General features: G+C 67.3%; 14 protein-coding genes and 3 pseudogenes. 8 read left to right on the top strand and 9 right to left on the bottom strand.

The window, feature by feature from the left end; all coding sequences use genetic code 11:
• Positions 1-531: 531 nt before the first annotated feature.
• The 5 genes from OG507_RS00435 to OG507_RS00415 form a co-directional block, all read right to left on the bottom strand.
• Positions 532-2,325, bottom strand: a complete 1,794-nt coding sequence (locus tag OG507_RS00435) for a reverse transcriptase domain-containing protein (protein WP_327365095.1) — start codon at positions 2,323-2,325, stop codon at positions 532-534.
• A 602-nt stretch (positions 2,326-2,927) separates the two neighbouring features.
• Positions 2,928-3,710 (bottom strand): transposase, encoded by a 783-nt coding sequence (locus OG507_RS00430; protein ID WP_327365094.1) that lies wholly within the window; start codon positions 3,708-3,710, stop codon positions 2,928-2,930.
• 47 nt (positions 3,711-3,757) lie between these two features.
• On the bottom strand, positions 3,758-4,048 hold the full coding sequence (locus OG507_RS00425) for a transposase domain-containing protein (RefSeq protein ID WP_442810915.1): 291 nt from the start codon (positions 4,046-4,048) through the stop codon (positions 3,758-3,760).
• A gap of 408 nt (positions 4,049-4,456) precedes the next feature.
• A complete protein-coding gene (locus OG507_RS00420; protein ID WP_327365093.1) occupies positions 4,457-5,506 on the bottom strand; it encodes an IS630 family transposase in 1,050 nt (349 codons plus the stop codon).
• A 243-nt stretch (positions 5,507-5,749) separates the two neighbouring features.
• Positions 5,750-6,487: an SDR family oxidoreductase gene (locus OG507_RS00415; RefSeq protein WP_327365092.1), complete on the bottom strand. Its 738-nt coding sequence runs from the start codon at positions 6,485-6,487 to the stop codon at positions 5,750-5,752.
• Between the two features lie 84 nt (positions 6,488-6,571).
• Here OG507_RS00415 and OG507_RS00410 point away from each other — a divergent pair, with 84 nt between their 5' ends.
• From OG507_RS00410 to OG507_RS00395, 4 genes are all read left to right on the top strand, one after another.
• Complete coding sequence (locus OG507_RS00410; protein ID WP_327365091.1) at positions 6,572-7,189, top strand: TetR/AcrR family transcriptional regulator; 618 nt, start codon at positions 6,572-6,574, stop codon at positions 7,187-7,189.
• A gap of 28 nt (positions 7,190-7,217) precedes the next feature.
• Positions 7,218-7,547, top strand: coding sequence for a hypothetical protein (locus OG507_RS00405; RefSeq protein ID WP_327365090.1), 330 nt, complete (start codon positions 7,218-7,220; stop codon positions 7,545-7,547).
• A 319-nt stretch (positions 7,548-7,866) separates the two neighbouring features.
• Positions 7,867-10,143, top strand: a complete 2,277-nt coding sequence (locus OG507_RS00400; protein WP_327365088.1) for a xanthine dehydrogenase family protein molybdopterin-binding subunit — start codon at positions 7,867-7,869, stop codon at positions 10,141-10,143.
• Positions 10,140-11,081 (top strand): FAD binding domain-containing protein, encoded by a 942-nt coding sequence (locus OG507_RS00395; RefSeq protein ID WP_327365087.1) that lies wholly within the window; start codon positions 10,140-10,142, stop codon positions 11,079-11,081. The genes OG507_RS00400 and OG507_RS00395 overlap by 4 nt, the downstream gene beginning before the upstream one ends.
• A gap of 150 nt (positions 11,082-11,231) precedes the next feature.
• Here the strand turns inward: OG507_RS00395 and OG507_RS00385 are convergent, their stop codons facing one another.
• Positions 11,232-11,684 carry an IS110 family transposase gene (locus OG507_RS00385; protein ID WP_442810914.1) on the bottom strand — a complete coding sequence of 151 codons (453 nt, stop codon included), beginning with the start codon at positions 11,682-11,684 and terminating at the stop codon, positions 11,232-11,234.
• A gap of 422 nt (positions 11,685-12,106) precedes the next feature.
• On the opposite strand from OG507_RS00385, the gene OG507_RS00380 reads away from it, so the two are divergent.
• The gene (locus tag OG507_RS00380; RefSeq protein WP_327365086.1) at positions 12,107-12,589 is read left to right on the top strand and encodes a (2Fe-2S)-binding protein; all 483 of its coding nucleotides are present in this window, start codon (positions 12,107-12,109) and stop codon (positions 12,587-12,589) included.
• A 92-nt stretch (positions 12,590-12,681) separates the two neighbouring features.
• Here OG507_RS00380 and OG507_RS40260 read toward each other — a convergent pair.
• The 3 pseudogenes from OG507_RS40260 to OG507_RS00370 form a co-directional block, all read right to left on the bottom strand.
• Positions 12,682-12,924 (bottom strand): annotated as a pseudogene (locus tag OG507_RS40260) (transposase); the annotation flags it as partial.
• Between the two features lie 21 nt (positions 12,925-12,945).
• Positions 12,946-13,143, bottom strand: a pseudogene (locus OG507_RS40255) (transposase); the annotation flags it as partial.
• A gap of 298 nt (positions 13,144-13,441) precedes the next feature.
• Positions 13,442-14,032 (bottom strand): annotated as a pseudogene (locus OG507_RS00370) (IS256 family transposase); the annotation flags it as partial.
• A 212-nt stretch (positions 14,033-14,244) separates the two neighbouring features.
• Between OG507_RS00370 and OG507_RS00365 the strand changes: the two are divergent.
• The 3 genes from OG507_RS00365 (at position 14,245) to OG507_RS00355 (ending at position 17,444) form a co-directional block, all read left to right on the top strand.
• Positions 14,245-15,381, top strand: a complete 1,137-nt coding sequence (locus OG507_RS00365) for an IS30 family transposase (RefSeq protein WP_442810913.1) — start codon at positions 14,245-14,247, stop codon at positions 15,379-15,381.
• Between the two features lie 647 nt (positions 15,382-16,028).
• Entirely contained in the window at positions 16,029-16,955 is a 927-nt protein-coding gene (locus tag OG507_RS00360; RefSeq protein ID WP_327365084.1) for an RICIN domain-containing protein, read from the top strand.
• 153 nt (positions 16,956-17,108) lie between these two features.
• On the top strand, positions 17,109-17,444 hold the full coding sequence (locus OG507_RS00355) for a YbaB/EbfC family nucleoid-associated protein (protein WP_327365083.1): 336 nt from the start codon (positions 17,109-17,111) through the stop codon (positions 17,442-17,444).
• The last annotated feature ends 54 nt before the right edge of the window (positions 17,445-17,498 follow it).

Below are 17,498 nucleotides of genomic sequence, written 5' to 3'. Positions count from 1 at the left end.
CGGTCGGTCGTCGCGGGCAGTGCGGGCTGCGGCAGTGGGGGGTGGCAGGAGAGTGATCGTCGTCGAGGTCACGACCTTGCTGCCGTCGGGTCGGCCGTCCAATTTCCTCTCCGCATAGCGGGAGATAGGTGACTTCACCTTGCGGGTGCTGACGCGGCTTCGCCGTGCGGGCGACAGCGTCGACAGAACTCGGCGGCCGATCTCTCCGATGCCCTGCTCGAAGACTCCTTGCGCACATACCAGCAGGTCGCGGGCGGTTTGGAGGGCGATGGTGAAGTTGCAGCGGTCGGGATCGGTGCCCGGCTGGGACTCCGCTGCCTCGACCGTGGTGCGGCGCAGGAGCTGGTAGAGGGTGAGCAGGGCCCACATTTCCTGTTCGACGCCGACCGGGTCGTGTGAGCGCAGGACACGTCCGTGCAGGACGGTGTGGCGCAGGGCGTAGTAGGCGCTCTCGTGTTGTCGGGTAGGTGCGGCGCATTGCTGCGCCGTACCCCCCTCAGAACCGGACGGGCGGCGTTGACCGTATCCGGCTCAAGCAGGCCCTGAAGGCCCACGGGCAGCCAGATTTGCCGGTCCACGGCTACCGCGCCAGCGGTGGCAGTGGACGTGAATCAGTCGGAAGGCGACACGATCGTCCGGCTGACCTGCGTCCGGGATGAGGGTGAGCGCGTTGCCGCGCACCGCCGTCCGGGTCGCCCGTAGCCACTGCTCCCATTCCTGGGGGCTTTGCGGCTCCCGGTCGGCATGCAGGAGAAGGCTTCCGCAGAGAGGGCACTGCCCGTGCTGCCCCTGAAGCAGGTGCAACCAGGGCGGGCTCAGCGGGGGCTTGTTCCTGCGTCGCCGCGAGGCCCGGTACTCGGTCAGCGCCGGGTCGTCCACGGACGCCCCTTTGATGACCAGCTGATGCCTGACGATCTTTGTCCAGGCGAACTTGGCGAGATAGCGGCCGGTCTCCCGGTCGCCGAATACCCACCGGTCCTGCCTGGAGGTGTTGAACCGGCCGAAGTACCGGGCTGTCACCCAGCCCCTCGGCTTGTTCGGGTGCGTGTGCCTGGCCCACTTGTAGACCAGCTTCCACACGTGGTTGTCCAGCGAGGTGAACACCTTGCTGGAGACCACGCCCCGATAGTAGGCAGCCCAACCCCGGATGATCGGGTTGAGCTTGGTGATCACCGCTGCCGCGTTCTGTCCCCGAAGGGCCAGCACTTCGGCGGTGAGCCGTGCCCGGATTCGTCGCACGGCTGTCTTGCTCGGCTTGATCAGCAGCTTGCCGTTGAAGCGGCGGACGGTGAACCCCAGGAAGTCACAGCCTTCGTCGAGGTGCGCGATGCGCGTTTTGTCCTCGTTGAAGGCCAGCCCCCTGGGCGCCGGCCATACGGCGAGCCGTTCCTTGACCTGTTGGGCTTCCTCATGACTGTGACAGAGCACCACCAGGTCGTCGGCGTACCTGATCAAGGCCGGTGAGCCCACTGCCAGTTCACCGGCACGCGGACCGGTGGGTCGGTAGCGGACTCCGGCGGCCTCTTTTATTCCGTGCAAGGCCACGTTCATCAGCGCGGGGGAGATGATCCCGCCTTGCGGGACCCCCTCCTCGGTCGGGGCAAAGCAGCCGCGATCGATCACTCCTGCCTTGAGCCACTGCTCGACCAGTCCCCTGGCGGGGAACTGTCCGATGGCGGCCAGTAGACGATTATGGTCGATCCGGTCGAACGCCGCTGCCAGGTCCGCGTCAAGAATCCACTGCCGCTTCGGGTCCTTGCCCTTGGCGGCCAGAAAGATCGCTCCGATCGTGTCGTGGCAGCCTCGGCCGGGCCGAAATCCATAGGATCTCGGCTCGAACCGTGCCTCCCACTCAGGCTCCAACGCGTTCAGTGACACGGCTTGAAGACACCGGTCGATGATCACGGGGATGCCCAGGCCGCGCTGGCGGCCATCGGCGTTGTCGATGAACACCCGCCTGACGGGCCGGGGCTTCCAGGGGGCCGCCCGGTGCTGCATCCAGTCGGCCAGCTCGGCCTTCCCCTGGGGCAGCAGGACAACCCGCCCATCGACACCTGCCGTCTTGCGGCCAGCGTTGACCTCCGTCACCCGCCGCATGCTCACCAGCGTGTTGGAACGGGAGCGAAGCATCAATTTCTGGAGATTGCGGACCCTTTTGAGGTCCCCTGCCTGTGACGCCGTGAAGATCCGCTGCCTCAGCCGCCGTACTTCCTCCTCCGTGCGCTGCCAGTCGATCGACTGCCAATCAGTGGAGTCGCCCTCCGGTCCGTTCACCACGCCGTCGGCACCCGAAGCGGCTCGCGCCTCGACTGTTCGTATCGTCATGGTGTCCAACTTGCCCTTCGGTTTTGGTGCTGATGGTCATCGATTCCTCACAGGCCCACCTGGCCCACGTCAGCACCCTTTCGGGTCCGGGCAGTGCCCGTATCCGGCCGGTTGTCCGCGGCGACCAGCGGAGGTGCTGATCATCCGCCGCGGCTTCCCGTTGCCTTTCGGCCACCGGCGTTCGCTTCTTGGGCCATCCTGTTCCCGCTGGGGAGTTGGACCTTCCTTACGGTCGGCTGACCGGCGCCTTTCGGCACCGGACCCCAACGGGGTTTCCACGTTCCGCACGAGTGAGACACGACCGGGGTGGGTGCCCCCTGAACTCCGGGGCGGCGATGCTCTCCCGGCTGACGATGGGGATTCAGCCGGCGCCTGCCGCTTCTCAACGGCCAGTCCTGCACTCCGCTGGAACAACCCATCGGCGGGGGTCACGATTACGAAGCATCATCAGGGGTTCACTTGCGTTCACCCGTCCCGTCTTCCCCTTGCCTGTAACTCCCGGATGGAACGAGAGTCCCTGGGCTTCTCCTCCGAGCTTCACACCCCGCCGTTGCCAGCGACGCATGTCGGAGTGGGGACGGGCCTTGAGCACTGGCCCGGAACTACGCTGTCGACATCAACTGTCGGCCTCCTTCAGGTAATTCACTCAAACTCGTGCGACTTCGTGTCGCACCCCAGCGTTCGTGATAGAGGTGCACGAGGCGGTGAGCGGGGTAGCGGCGTGTGTCCAGGAGCGTGGTCATCAGACGGTAGGCGCCCTCGAAGGTGCTGCCGTCCGTGCAGCGGACGCTTACCCGGGCCTCGATGATGCGTACCTGGACGTCGCCGATGACCGAGAGGTAGGAGGAGTCGGCGAGCGCCTTCAGGACCGGTGGGCGGCGGCGCTGGTTGATGCGGCCCAGGACCTGCGCGCCGGTGGAGTGCACGGCGGCGAGGAAGTCGTTGCCGTCGAAGCCCCGGTCCCACAGCACCAGCATCTTGGGTCCCAGATGGTGCAACAGCCTGGTGGCGTACGAGGTTTCGCCTTCCCGGGTGGGGCCGAAGACCGCTCCGATCACGGCCCGGGTGCCGGTCTCGACCAGCGTCATCAGTTCGACCTGGGGATAGCCGCCGTGCGCGCACCGCCCCAGCCGGCCGCGGTTGCGCTCGCTGTCGGGCACTTTGATCGAGCTGCAGCCGTCGAACGACACCGTCCGGTACGGGCCGAACCGTACCCCTGGTGTGGCCGGCTGGGCCAGCGGCCCGGCGAGCACCTCGAACAGCGCCCGCACCGGCGCGCTGCCGAGCCTGCGGCGCAGATCACGTAGCGCTTTCGTGCTCGGGCAGACGACCGTCGGCATCCCCGCCAGACCGGCGGTCAGCTTGATGCCCCTATGGTCTGTCAACCTCGGTGCATCGCTGCTCCGGACACGATGGTCAGTCCCAGACCGGATCAGACCACGGTCCCGAACGAGGTGGCCCCATTCTCACAGTCCCAGACCAGCCGGTAGCCGATCTCGGGGAACAGGCACATCGCCAGGAAAAAATAGATGCCGACCCGCGAGGGCAGATCACGCAGCCGCCGCTGCACGGTCCCGGTCTCGGACAAGATCGCGTCGACCAGCTCGAATGGCATGACCGGTGTCAGCTCCCCCAGGTGACCGGGAGCGAACCGGCCCGCGGCCACCATCACCGTACGGGTGATGGTCGTCAGCGCCGACGACGGGGCACAATGAACAGGCAACGGAGCTCCTTGCGGGACAAGCTGTCTTGGACGACTGCCTGTACCAACGAGCTCCGTTGCTCCACGTCGAAAACCCGTCAACACCCCTTGCGTGACCTGCGAAAACGCTAACTACCCGGCCTTGGGGAAACTTCACGCGGACCTACCACCGCCGTCGCAGACAAGCCGCACTCGGCCGCCTGACCGCCGTCGAATTCGAGACCGTCATGACACCACCGGCCCTCCAGGCCGCGTGACCGAACCTGTCACCCGAACCTGCAGCAGACCCCCGCCCTGAACGTCACCCCGCCCAGGAGGATCACCGATCTGACCGCAGGCCGCTTACCAGGCACTATGCCCCGCCTAGTGCAGCGCGTCGCAGGTCCTTTGCCGGTTGCTGGTGGTCGCCTTGGTGACGGTGGGTGAGGATCATGCGGCCTTGGTGTACTCCGCTGGGGCGGTCTGGGGGTGACGGGCGTGGTCGGCGTCGGCGTCGTAGCGCCACTGGTAGGGGCGGGCGGTGCGGTTGTGCCGGATCGTGAAAGCGGTGATCTGGGCTTCGAGGTCCTCGCGGGAGGTGAAGTCGCCGCGGCGGAGCAGGCGGCGGGTCAGGACGCCGAACCACTGCTCGACCATGTTCAGCCAACTGGCGTGCTTGGGCGTGTGTGTGACGGTGATTCGCGGGTGGGCGGCGAGCCAGGCGCGGGTGGCCCTGGAGGTGTGCGAGGAGCCGTTGTCCATGATCAGGTGGAGGCGCAGGGCCGGGTCGGTCAGCCGGTTCAATCGCCGTAGGAAGGCGATGAAGGCGGCCGAGTCGTTGCGCTTGATGCGCTCGGCCAGGACCTGGCCGGTGGCCACGTCCATGGCGGCGACAATGGAGACGGTGCCGTGCCGGCGGTACTCGAACTCCCGCCGCTCGGCCTGTCCGGGGCGGGTGCGCCGGGTGGGGTAGCGGCGGGATTTGGCCTGAACGCCGGTCTTCTCGTCCACGCTGACCAGCAACGTGCCGGGTGGGATGTCCAGGTAGAGATGGCACACCGCGCCGGCCTGAGACCAGAACGCGTCGTCGTCGGCCCGGTTGAGCCAGCCGCGGACCCTGTGCGGGCGCACCTTCGCCTCGGCCAGGACCCGGCCGACCGTGGAGGGCGAGAGCACCAGGCCGCGTTCGGCCAGGTGGGCGGCGATTGTGACGCGGGTCCATAGCGTGGCTCCCTCGGGCGGCACGCTGGTAGCGGTGGCCACCACGGCCAGGCGCGCGCTGGGACCATGCTGTTCGGGGCGTCCGCTGCGCGGGCGATCGAACAGGCCCGCCACCCCACGGCGGCGGAAGCGTTCGCGCCAGGTGCGCACGGTGGGCACACTGCAGCCGAGCTCGGCGGCAATGGCGGTGGTGGGCCGGCCCGCGGCGGCCAGCAGTACGATCCGTGCGCGCCGCACCACCGCCTGCCCGGCCCCGGCAGCGGCCACGAGCGTGCGCATCTTGCGTTCCTGCTTGCGTGAAAGCGGCAACGGCGGTGCGGGTGGATGGGCCACGAAGGGTGCGTTTCCTTTGGAGTAAGCACCAGCCGGAAGCTGGGGCGATCATCAATCGCTGACAGCCTCCTGACGCTTCGCTCCCTGCCGGACAGACGGGCGAAGCCGGGAGATCCCCGGTCAGGCCCGTCCCTCCGGAGGAAACGCACCTGGGCGTCGACGAGTTCGCCCAGAGAGGCCCGTGAGGCGTCAGCTCTGTGCCGTGGGGCGGACGACGATGTCGCCGACGTCGACGTTCGACGGCTGCTCGATCGCGAAGGCGACAGCGCGGGCGATGTCGTCGGGGGAGAGGGAGAGGGAGAAGTCGACTGCCGGGGCCTGCGACTTGACGGTGGGGCTGGTGACCGAGTCGGCGAACTCCGTCGCGACGTAGCCGGGCGAGACCATGGTGACCCGCAGGTCGGGCCCGGCCTCCTGGCGCAGTCCCTCGGAGACGGTGCGGACTGCGTTCTTCGTCGCCGCGTAGACAGCCTGGTTCGGCACGATGCGTAGCCCGGCGGTCGAGACGACGTTGACGAACTGCCCCCTGCCCTGCTTACGGAACACAGGGAGCGCTGCCGCGATCCCGTGCAGCACGCCGCGGAAGTTGACGTCGATCATCCGGTCCCAGTCCTCGACGCGCAGCTCGTCGAACGGCGAGATGGGGCCGATCCCGGCGTTGCTGACGAGGACGTCGAGCGCGCCATAGCGCCCGCAGGCGTACGCCACCAGGTCCGCGAGGTCTCCGCGGCGACGCACGTCCGTCGTCGTCCAGGCTGCCGTGCCGCCATCGGCCTCGATGCGGGCGACGAGCGCTTCCAGCCGGTCGCTCCGACGCGCTGCGAGGACGAGCTTCGCGCCGCGCGACGCGAGGAGCAGCGCGCTCGCCTCGCCGATCCCGCTGCCCGCGCCCGTGATGGCCACCACCTTGCCGTCGATCCCTGTCATGCGCGGCCTCCAGTGCTAGAAGTAAGAGGGCTATCACTTCTAAAGTAAGTGGTCTCTTACTTATAGTCAAGGAAGGTGGACCGAGTGACTGACGCAGCAAGTGGGGCGGGGAGTGAGCGCCCTGCCCGGGGGCAGCTCCGCTCGGCGCTGATCGCTGAGAGCTTCGTGCTGCTCTCCGAGACGGGGATGGCCGGCTTCTCCGTCGCCGAACTCGCCCGCAGGCTCGGGGTGAGCACGGCCGCCCCGTACCGTCACTTCCCCAACCGTGACGCGCTGCTCGCCGTCGTCGCGGCACAGGCCGCCGACGAGCTCACCCGGTCCATGGAGGCCGCCGTGCAGGCGGCCGGCCCCGACCCGATCGACCGGCTCGCGGCCACCGCGGGGGCATACGTGCGCCACGTGTCCGACCGCGGCGCCGGCCTCGACGTGATCTTCGCCCGGGAGCTGAGGCCGCTGCGCGACGCCGACGTGGCCCGGGCCGGCCGGGACCTGATGGCGCTGCTGCTCGACCTCGCCCGGCAGGCGGGCCACGCCGACCCTTCCCAAGCACTGCTCCTACTTGAACAGCTCTTCGTCCTAGCCCACGGCTACGTCACCCTGGACACGGAGGACTTCCTGACCTGCTCCCGCCTCTCCCCCGAGGATGTCGCCACACGCGCCACGCGCGCGGCGACGGCGCTGCTGCGCGGCAACGTGACGTGAGCACCAGCCGGGAGCTTGGGTGATCACCATGCCGGTTCCCCCCAAACGCCTGAAGGAAGAGGTCGACGACACCGTCGACCACCACGCCTTCCAGCTGCAAAGCTGGCCCGCCTTGGCCGAGGTTGACACCCGGTGGCGCGGTTCGTTCGGCTACCTCACGGCGATCGTCGAGGAAGAGGGCGAGGACGCGCGTATCCCACTGTGCCGCATCGAATACCTCGGCGACGACAACGCCTGGGGCTTCGCCATGTACTTGAGCGCCACCGACGCCTACACCGACGCGGTCTTGCGCACCGGCAGCCCGACGGCAGCCTTCGATACCGCCGCCCTCGTCCACCTCGCTGACTACCACGCGTAGCCAGACCCCGCACACTCAACCAGCAAAGGACCTGCGACGCGCTGCACTAGTGACACGCCATCTCGGCGTGCTCACAGGCGTTTCCGCAGGTCAACTCATGTTTTTTCTCCGAAATCAGGCCGACATCCTCGAAGCCGTCCTCCAGCTCTGGGGAGTTTGTACAGAGCACGCGGGCGCGCTGTGGCGTGCGGAGTTGCAGTCGCGCCTCTACGTTTGAAGGTGAGGGTTCCTTGGACAGCGTTGGCAGGCGTCCCACCAGGGCCAGGGCCGAGGTACCGAGACCGTCGTCACGCCCTGAAGCAAGTGCGGAGGTCCGATTGTGTACCAGTGGACGCGTAGGGAGGACGAACGGCTGACGACTGGCCGGGGCCGCTACGTCGCCGACATCCACGTACCCGGCTGTCTGGACGCGGTATTCGTTCGCAGCGCCGTCGGTCATGGGACCCTCAGGTCGGTGGACACCAGCAAGGCCGCCTCGGGGCCGGGTGTGCTGGGCGCGTATACGGCGGCCACGCTCCAGCAACTGCCGTCTGTCCCGGACCCCGTACTCGGCCAGTCCTCGGACCGCGGCGCCGACGGCCGGGAGTGGCCGCCGCTGGTCCGCGAGCGGGTGCGTTATGCGGGGGAGGCGGTCGCGGTGGTGCTGGCGGAGGACCGTTATCGGGCCGAAGACGCGGCGGCGAGAGTTACCTTCGAGGTCGAACCGCTGCGCGCGATGGTCACGCCGTCCGCCGCTGTGGCGGCGGACGCGATCCCCTTGTTCGAGGGGCACACCACCAATGTCGTCATGGAAGACGAGACGGGCCGGCCGATCCAGGACTCGGTCTGGCGCGAAGCGGCCGTAGTGGTGGAGGGGCGGTACAGGCAGAGCTTGTTGATGCCGACACCGATGGAGTGCCGGGGCATCCTGGTGATCCCGGACGAGGACGGGCTGACCGTTCACTCCGGGCACCAGATGCCATATCGCCTGCGCCGCGAACTGGCCTCGCTGTGGGGCTGGGCGGAAGATCAGATCCGGGTGGTCGTTCCCGACACCGGAGGAGCATACGGTTCCAAGAGCGGATGTCTGCCGGAGTTCGTCGTGGTCGCCCATCTGGCGATGACCCTCGGACGACCTGTCCGGTGGATCGAGGACCGGCTCGAATCCATGTTCGTCGCTACGCGTGGCCGGGGACAGGACCAGTATGCCCGTCTTGCCGCCGATTCCGACGGACGCTTGCTGGCCTACGAGCTGAGTCTGGAAGCTGATGTCGGCGCCTACCCGCACCTCGGCGTTGCGCTGCCCATGCAGACCGCCTCCATGGCACCTGGCCCGTACGCCATCCCCGAAGTGCACGCGAGGGTCAGGTCGGTGCTGACCAACACCATGATCACCTATCCCTATCGGGGGGCCGGCCGTCCAGAAGCGGTGATGGCGCTAGAACGGTCGATGGACACGCTGGCCCGCAGGCTGAAGGTGGACTCCGCCGAGCTCAGGCGGCGGAACTTCATCCCGCCTGAGAGCTTCCCGCACCAGACCCCCACCGGCCGGAAGTACGACAGCGGTGAGTATGCCAGAGCGCTCGAACTGGCCCTGGAGACCGTGGATTACGACAATTGGCGAGCCGAGCAGGCCAGGCGGCGTGAGGACTCCGCCGCCAAGCCAATTGGGATCGGACTGTCGTCCTACGTGGAGCGCTCCGGAGGCGAGCCGGGCACCCTTTTCGAGTGCGGCAGTGTCGAGGTCCACCAGGACGGCACCGTCACCGCCCGTTGTGGTGCCGCGTCTAGCGGCCAGAGCCACGAGACGGTGCTAGCCGGCTTGGTGGCGAGGACCCTCGGTATTGACGAGACACGTGTCCGTCTCATCGAGGGCGACACTGCCGAACAGCCCGACGGTCTCGGGTCGTTCGCCAGCCGCACAGCACAGGTGGCTGGTGCGTTGCTGCAGCACTGCTCTCGACAGGTCATCGACACGGCCCTGGCGCGGGCCGCCGCGATATGGGACGTGCCATTGGAGCACGTGATGTGGTCCGACGGCTGCCTGCAGCACACCGATGACGACTCCATGTGCCTGGAGCTGGGCGAACTGGTCGAGCTGACTGAGCCCTTGAAGGTGGACGACAGGTTCGAGACCGAGGCGGCCTTCCCCTTCGGCACGCATGTCGTGGTGGCGGAGGTCGACACCGAGCTCGGAACGGTGACACTGCTGCGGGTGGTAGCGGTCGACGATTGCGGGATAGTGCTGGACTCCGGCACTGTGCACGGTCAAGCCCTCGGATCATGCATGCAAGGAATCGGACAAGCCCTGTACGAGGCGATCCCGTATGACGACGCCGGTGCCCCGATGCTGGACAACGGTCTTCTGGACTACCTGCTGCCGACATTTGAGGAAGTCCCGCCGATCGAGATCAGGGACACGTGCACCCCGAGCCCGGTCTCACCGCTGGGAGCTAAGGGAGCCGGCGAGTCCGGTTGCATTGGAACGCCGCCGGCGGTCGTCAACGCGGTCGTCGATGCTCTTCAAGTCGCCGATCCAGATCTGTTGCAGATGCCGCTGACTCCCGATGTGGTCTGGCGCGCGGCTCGAGCCCCGAAGTCGGAGGAACCCGAATGAAGCCCGCGGTCTTCGACTACTTCACGGCGCGGACGGTGTACGAAGCTGTCGACGCGCTGAGCAACGCCAAGGACGCCAAGGTGCTCGCGGGCGGGCAGAGCTTGCTCCTGGAAATGCATCTGAAGCGTCTCAGCCCCGACGTCGTGGTCGACATCAACCAAATTCCGGAACTCGGCGGAATGGAAGTGCAGGACGGCGTTCTGCGGGTCGGTCCTCTCGTCCGGCACCGTGTCTTCGAGAACCCGCGGGCCGTGCCGGGCCCGCTCGGAGAGCTGTTCGCGCGTGCCGTTGTCAACATCGCGCATCCGCCCGTCCGTAACCGCGGCACTATGGCGGGCAGTTTCGGCTGGGCCCACCCGGCGTCGGAATGGTGCGCTCTCGCCGTGGCTCTCGATACCGATATCGAGCTGACCGGTCCGGGGGGCATCCGTCAGGTCGGCGCCTGCGACTTCTTCACAGGATCCTTCCGGACGGTCCGGCAACCGCACGAGGTGATCACCTCCTTGCGGTGGCCACTGCTCAGCGGCGACACGGGCGTCGGGTTCATCGAGCACAGGCGCACGCACTTCTGCTTCGCTCAGGTGGCGGTTGGGGCGACGCTGGATATCAGCGACGGAATGATCGAGGGAGCCAGGATCGGACTGGTGAACTGCGCCGACCGTCCTGTGCGCGCGCGCGCCGCCGAGGAGGTGCTGGCCGGCGTGGAGGCCGGTGAGGTGCCGGCGGGCTACAAGCTGCCCAAGGGCCATCCTTTCGCCCGAGCCGGCCGCATCGCGGCGGATCAGGATGCGTCCCCGATCGCCGAGCCCTACGCCGACATCGAGTACCGCAGGCACGCCATCGCGACCGTGGTGGCCAGGACGCTGTGCCAGGCCGCAGCAGACCAGAGGTCGCGCACCGACGCTGAGAAAGGTAACTGGTCCATCACTGATGGTTGAGGTCTTCGGTGACGCGTCGGGCGGCTTCGCTCGCTGGGGCCGTGCGGCTTGATGTCTTCCCCGGGGAGCCGCGCGGCCATGAGCCACACGATCCCGACCTGCGGGAACAGCGCTCGAATGCAGGTGAGGACCAGTATGGCCCCAGCACGGTCAGGATCGAGGCCGAGTGCACCACCGCTCGCAGGACGAGCCCGCAGGTGTCCACGAGAAGGGTGTGACTTGGTAGCACCGTCGGTCACGGATCAGGGCCCACAGAACGTTGACGCGTCGGCGGGCGAGAGCGAGTACTGCCTGGAAGTGTTTCTTCCCCTCGCCGCGGTAGCCGTCAGAGGCGCGGTTCACCAGCCGTCCGGGCATGTAGAGGACTACTTGGCCATGGTTGATCAGCAGGGCCAGCAGCAGCGCGGGTTCTCCGCCGGTCATGTCGATGGCCCAGGTGACCTCACGGCTATCGGCCAGGTCGAGGACATCGCTGATCAGTTTCAGCAGCTCGAGCTCGTCGTTGGCGACCCGCCGCGACAGGAGCGTCTCGCCGTCCACATCCAGGGCAGGGCCGTGGTGATGCCCCTTGCCGCTGTCGATCCCCGCCCATATCCGGCTCATGCTCCTGACGTGCGTATTCGTTCTGCTCACACCACAGACGACCTTGCCGGCATTGCTCTACTCAGCGACTTGCTCATGCTTCCTAATCGGCGGCCGAATCGTCGTGGGGCGCCGGGCGACGAAGCGGTAGAAGCAAAGGACCGCAGCCCACCGGATACTGGGGATCAGGCCTGGCCAGCACGCCCGCGCCATCCGCGACGAGGTCAAGGGGTGGTGGTACCACAGCACCCCTGGGCCCCACATTACGAACGGGAGGACCAGCTCGGTCAAGAACGTAGAGCCCAATGAGCGTCCGTCAACGACGTTTCGTAGGCGGGCATGCACGTGCAGGCACACATGGACGTCATTTTCGCGGACAGCTCCCACGAAGATCACCGCCCGAAGTTGATCAGCTACCTAACACTTCCTCAAGGAGAGAGCAGATGAAGATCACCCTCAACGTCAATGGTCAGGACTACGCGCTTGACGTAGAGCCACGACGCATCCTCGCCGACGTGCTGCGGGACGACTGCCGGCTAACCGGAACGCATCTGGGCTGCGAGCACGGCGTATGTGGGGCCTGCAGCGTGCTGGTGGGCGGTGAGTCCCTCCGCGCCTGCCTCATGCTGGCCGTGCAGTGCGATGGCAAGGCGATCCGGACGGTAGAGGGTCTGGCGGACCCGGACGGCGAACCCAGCGCGTTGCAGAAGGCGTTCTCCGCCGAGCGTGCGCTGCAGTGCGGCTTCTGCACCGCTGGTTTCCTCATGGTGGCCACCGGCGAGCTGGAGGCCGACCCGAGCATCGCCGACGACGAGAAACGCATCAATGACATCGTCAGCTCCAACGTCTGCCGTTGCACCGGCTACGAACCGATCCGCCGTGCGATCACCCGCGCCGCGCGAGAGCAACGTAAAAGCACGTCCTGATCCCCGTAGGCGCACCAGCCCCAGGGTCTTCGCAGGTGGCTGGTCCGTCCAGTGGGTGTGTCAATTTGACGGCTGATCTTGGTTGTTGAGGTTCAGTCGTTGGCCGGTGCGAGCCGGCCTTCGAAGGCGATCTGGAACGCGTCGAGAGGCGCCTTCCAGCGTATGGTCCACCTCTTGCGACCCTTGCCGGTTGGGTCGAGACTCATCAGCGCCATGTAGACGCACTTGAGGGCCGCGGCCTCGTTAGGGAAATGCCCGCGGGCGCGGACGGCCTTGCGTATGCGGGCGTTCACACTCTCGATCGCGTTCGTCGAGCAGATGACCTTGCGGATCTGGCGGGAGACGCCGGTGCCATACACCTCGGCCAGGTGGGCCTGGACCTCACCCGTGGTCAGGCCCTTTGCGGCGAGCGAGATGACCATCTCGTCGACACCGGGCAGACGCCGCTGCCGCTTCTTGACGATCTTCGGCTCGAAGGATCCGTCCCAGTCGCGGGGCACGGAAATCTTCACCGGACACCTCGGGTCTGTAAAGCGAGCGGCTCTGTCACACATCCGGTGGTGACAGATCGTGAGCATCGACGGCAGCCAGTTGCAGAGAGTGCGGTTGACGCTCTGACCTCGATGTTTCACGAGCGAAGAGCGCTGCGCTGGGAGACGCGGCGTCGGCACGCCAGGCTCGCATCGGAGGTCTCTGTGCAGGCTGGCTATTCCAACCAACGGTCGCTCCAACATACTGGACCTGCGAGCTTTTTGATTCGTGGGTCTACCCGTCGCCATCATCACCGTCCGTCACCACCGGATGTGAGACAGAGCCAAGCGAGCGGTGTAACTGGGTTTGGTGTGGCCAGAGTTGGCCTGCGGTGAGACGGCCGTCGAAGGCCAGGTCGAAGGCGTTCATGGCGCCCTTCCAGCGCATGGTCCAGCGTTTGCGGCCGGCGCCGGTCGGGTCGAGGCTCATGACGGCCATGTAGACACATTTGAGGGCGGCCTGCTCTGTGGGGAAGTGCCCGCAGGAGCGAACGGCCTTGCGGATGCGGGCGTTGACGCTTTCGATGCTGTTGGTCGTGCACACAATGCGGCGTATTTCTTCATCAAACTGAAGGAAAGGCGTGAACTCGGGCCAGCTGGACTCCCAGAGGTGGACGATCGCCGGGTACTTCTTGCCCCAGGTCTCGGCGAATTCCAGGAACCGTGTCGCGGCCGCGTCCTCGGTCGGCGCGGTGTAGACGGGCTTGAGCGCCTTCGCGATCTTGTCCCAGTCCTGCCGGGCCGCGTATCGAAATGACGCCCGCAGCAGGTGAACCGCGCACGTTTGCACCACAGTTCGCGGCCAGACCTCGCCGACTGCGTCGGGCAGCCCCTTCAACCCGTCGCAGACCAGCATGAGGACGTCTTCGACGCCCCTGTTCTTGAGCTCGGAAGGTACTCGAAGCCAGTGTTTCAGGGCTGCCGCAAAGTCCTGCGTGTACGCGTTTCCGCTGATGAGAGGCCCGTGCCCGGAAAGACCGAAGCTCCGTTGAGGTGGTTGACCTCGCAAGTCGCCCTGAACCAACGGAGCTTCGGTGAAACGTCAGTCTGTCACTTGAATTCTATTGGTGGTTGCGAACGCTCTCCGAGGAGGACGTTCCGATGCCCCGATAAGCCCCGGACAGGATGCCGACCGATGTGAAGCGGAGGTACTTCGAGCTGCTCCGCGAGGGGTTGATGGGTGCTGCTGCCGCCCGCGAGGTCGGGGTGTCCACCAGCTGCGGATCGCTGTGGTTCATAGATGCTGGCAGCATGCTCGTTCCCGACCCCGGCCCGATATCTCCGCGCTTCCTCACCCAGGACGACCGGATCGCTATCGCTGACGGCCTCCATGCCAAACAGCCCGTCAAGGAGATCGCCGCCTCGATCGGCAAGAGCCTCTCGACCGTCTACCGGGAGATCGAGCGCAACCGCAAGCCGGACGGCCGCTACCAGCCCTGGTGGGCCCACAACCAGGCACTCCTGCGCCGTGGCAGGCCGAAGGAGGAGAAGATCCGTAGCCACGAGCCGCTGCGCACCCTGGTACGCGAGAAGCTCACCGAAAAGTGGTCACCGCAGCAGGTCTCCCGATTTCTCGCCCGGTCTTTCGGCAACGATCCGGCGATGCGGGCCTGCCCGGAGACGATCTATCGGGCGCTCTTCGCCGGCCTGCTGGGCTTCAAGGACGCCAGGCTCCGCACCGGCCGCACCCGGCGCAAGAAGCAGCGCCGAGGCGTCCCCCAACCCAACAAGATCAAGAACATGACGCTCATCCACCAGCGCCCGCTGGAGGTCAACGACCGTACTCAACCGGGTCATTGGGAGGGCGACTTGATCATCGGGCGTGGCCAGGGATCGGCCATCGGTACCCTCGTCGAGCGCAGCACCCGCTACGTGAGGCTCGTCCATCTACCGCACGGCTGGAAGGCCCCTCAGGTCCGCAACGCCCTTATCGCGCAGACCGCGGACCTGCCGACCCAGCTCCGCCGGACCCTCACCTGGGACCAGGGCCGAGAGCTCGCCCTGCACCAAGACATCGAGGCGCTGACCGGGCTGCGGATCTACTTCTGTGACCCGCACTCACCCTGGCAGCGCGGCACCAACGAAAACACCAACGGGCTGCTGCGGCAGTACTTCCGCAAGGGCACCGACCTGTCCGTGCACACGTCCCACGATCTGCGAGAAGTCGCCCGACAGCTCAACCGGCGCCCCCGCATGGTCCTCGGCGACAAGACCCCATCCGAAGCCATGCGAGACTACCTCACAGGCCCATTGACCTGCTGATGCGCAACCACTGACAGAAACCGCCCACCGCCGAGCACCTCGGACGCCGCGTCGCCGAGCGGGCCCGCACCTACGCGGCCGGACGCGCGGCCGTCGGCGCCTGAACCCGCTGGCCGCCCGCGCCCGTCCCGCCGAGGCACCCGAAGCCCCTCCGGCCGGCGGTGAGGTGACCGAGGGCGCGCTGCGTCAGTGGGCAGCACGGTGACCGGGCCGGGACGGCAGCCGGCGCGCTCGGACGTGCCGGATGCCTCCACGTAAGCTCCGCGCTGCGCAGGCGACTTGAGAAGGCCATCTGCGCACGGAGCTTCGTTGTGTACGTCAAGGCCCCACCGGGCAGCGTCACATCGCGGTGACCCGCACACCGGCACCCTCACCCCGAAGCGCCACACCTGTTCGAGCGGGCACCGGGCCGGTTTCCACAGCTCAGCGGTGTGCATGGCCCCCTCCACGCACAGATGGGCGTCGTGCCCGGCCGGAGAGCCGCCTTCGTACGGGAGCCCCGCCAGTGGCCGACAGAACTTGACTCCTAAAATAACCGTTACGTGGTGTGTACCCCCTGGCCATCGAATCGCCAAGCCGTGCTTCGATAATCGCCTCGTCACGTTTCCCATACCCACCCCATGGCTTCCGAGTTCACAGGAGACGAAGTGCCGCCCCAACCCAAGCCGCAGGACCCCGCGCTGCTGGACGGAGCCTCGTCGCGCTTCGCCGACGCTTTCACCCGGCGCACGACGCAGCTCCGCGAGGGGGGCAACCCGCGGGCCCGGCCGTGGACGTGGATAGTCTCCGCGGCCGCGCTCACCGCCGTCGTGGTTCTGGTGGTGTTCGCGATCGCGAAGCTCCCCGCCGGTTCCGGCGACAAGGAGAAGGCTGTCGCCGCCGCCTCCGTTTCCCCGTCCGCGTCCGGCGCCGCGCAGTCCTCCACCTCGCACAGCAACTCGACCGCACCGGGCATGCCGGGCGGCGTCAAGGCCGTCGGCCCCGACGCCCCGGCGCCGAACGGCGGAGGCGGTCCCAAGGCCGGAGGCGGAAGCGGCGGATCCGGCGAGAAGGCGCCGGGCGCACCGACCGGGCCGCCGATCGCCGGTGCGAACACCGGCTCCGGCTCTGGTTCCGGGTCCGGCAGTGCCAACACCGCGCGGTCGACCCAGACCACGCAGGCGCCGCAGAACACCACCTACCCGGGCGTTGCGGTCGTCAGCCACGACAGCAACCGCTGCGTCGCTGCCACGGGAGCAGCCAACAGCATGGCCACTGACGGCACGCGCCTGGAGATCTGGGACTGCGGCGGCGGATCGTGGCAGAAGATCGACTTCCGCTCCGACGGCACGGCCCGGATGTTCGGCCTGTGCATGGACGTCGCAGGCGCCTCCCAGAATGACGGCACGCCCATCCAGCTCGCCAGATGCAACGGCGGCTGGGCCCAGAAGTTCAAGGTGAACAGCTCGCACGACCTCGTGAACACCGCGATCGGCAAGTGCGTCGACGTCGTCGACAAGAACACCGCCAACGGCACCAAACTCCAGCTGTGGACCTGCTACGGCACCGACAACCAGAAGTGGAGCAAGCGCTGAGCGAGGACGGGGTGACGCACGGAGCGCCGACGGCGGCCGGCGTTCCGTGCGTCACCGGTCACATCGGCTCCCCCCGGCCGCTCGTCCGCATAAGCTCGAAAGAAACGGCGGTCCCCCGCCACCGCACGGCCACCACACGATCGGAACGCAGACATGGACCTTGACGACGGCCTCGGCATCCAGAAGCTCCTGGAAAGCACCCGCCGGATCCAGCAGGACCTGTCCCGGGCCCAGGAGGAGCTCCGCGCGCTGACCGTGCAGGGCACGGCGGGCGGCGGAGCGGTGCAGGCGACCGTCAACGGCAAGGGCGTACTCCAGGACCTGGTGATCTCACAGGTCGTGGCCGACGCGGGCAACGCGCAGGGCCTGGCCGACATGATCGTCTCCGCGGTCCGGAACGCCCAGCAGGCTCTGGCCGCCCGGCAGGAAGAGCAGTTCGTCCCCGTGTTGGAAGAGCTCCGCACGGAGCTGGGGGACTTCTCCCGCTGACGAGGCACCCCGGGCGCCGGGGCCGCGTTCCGGTTTCCACCGGTTCCGCGGCCC

Source organism: Streptomyces sp. NBC_01217 (assembly GCF_035994185.1).
Taxonomy (GTDB): Bacteria; Actinomycetota; Actinomycetes; order Streptomycetales; family Streptomycetaceae; genus Streptomyces.
The sequence above is the reverse complement of the archived record's forward strand: the minus strand, read 5'-3'. Positions and strand labels throughout refer to the sequence as shown.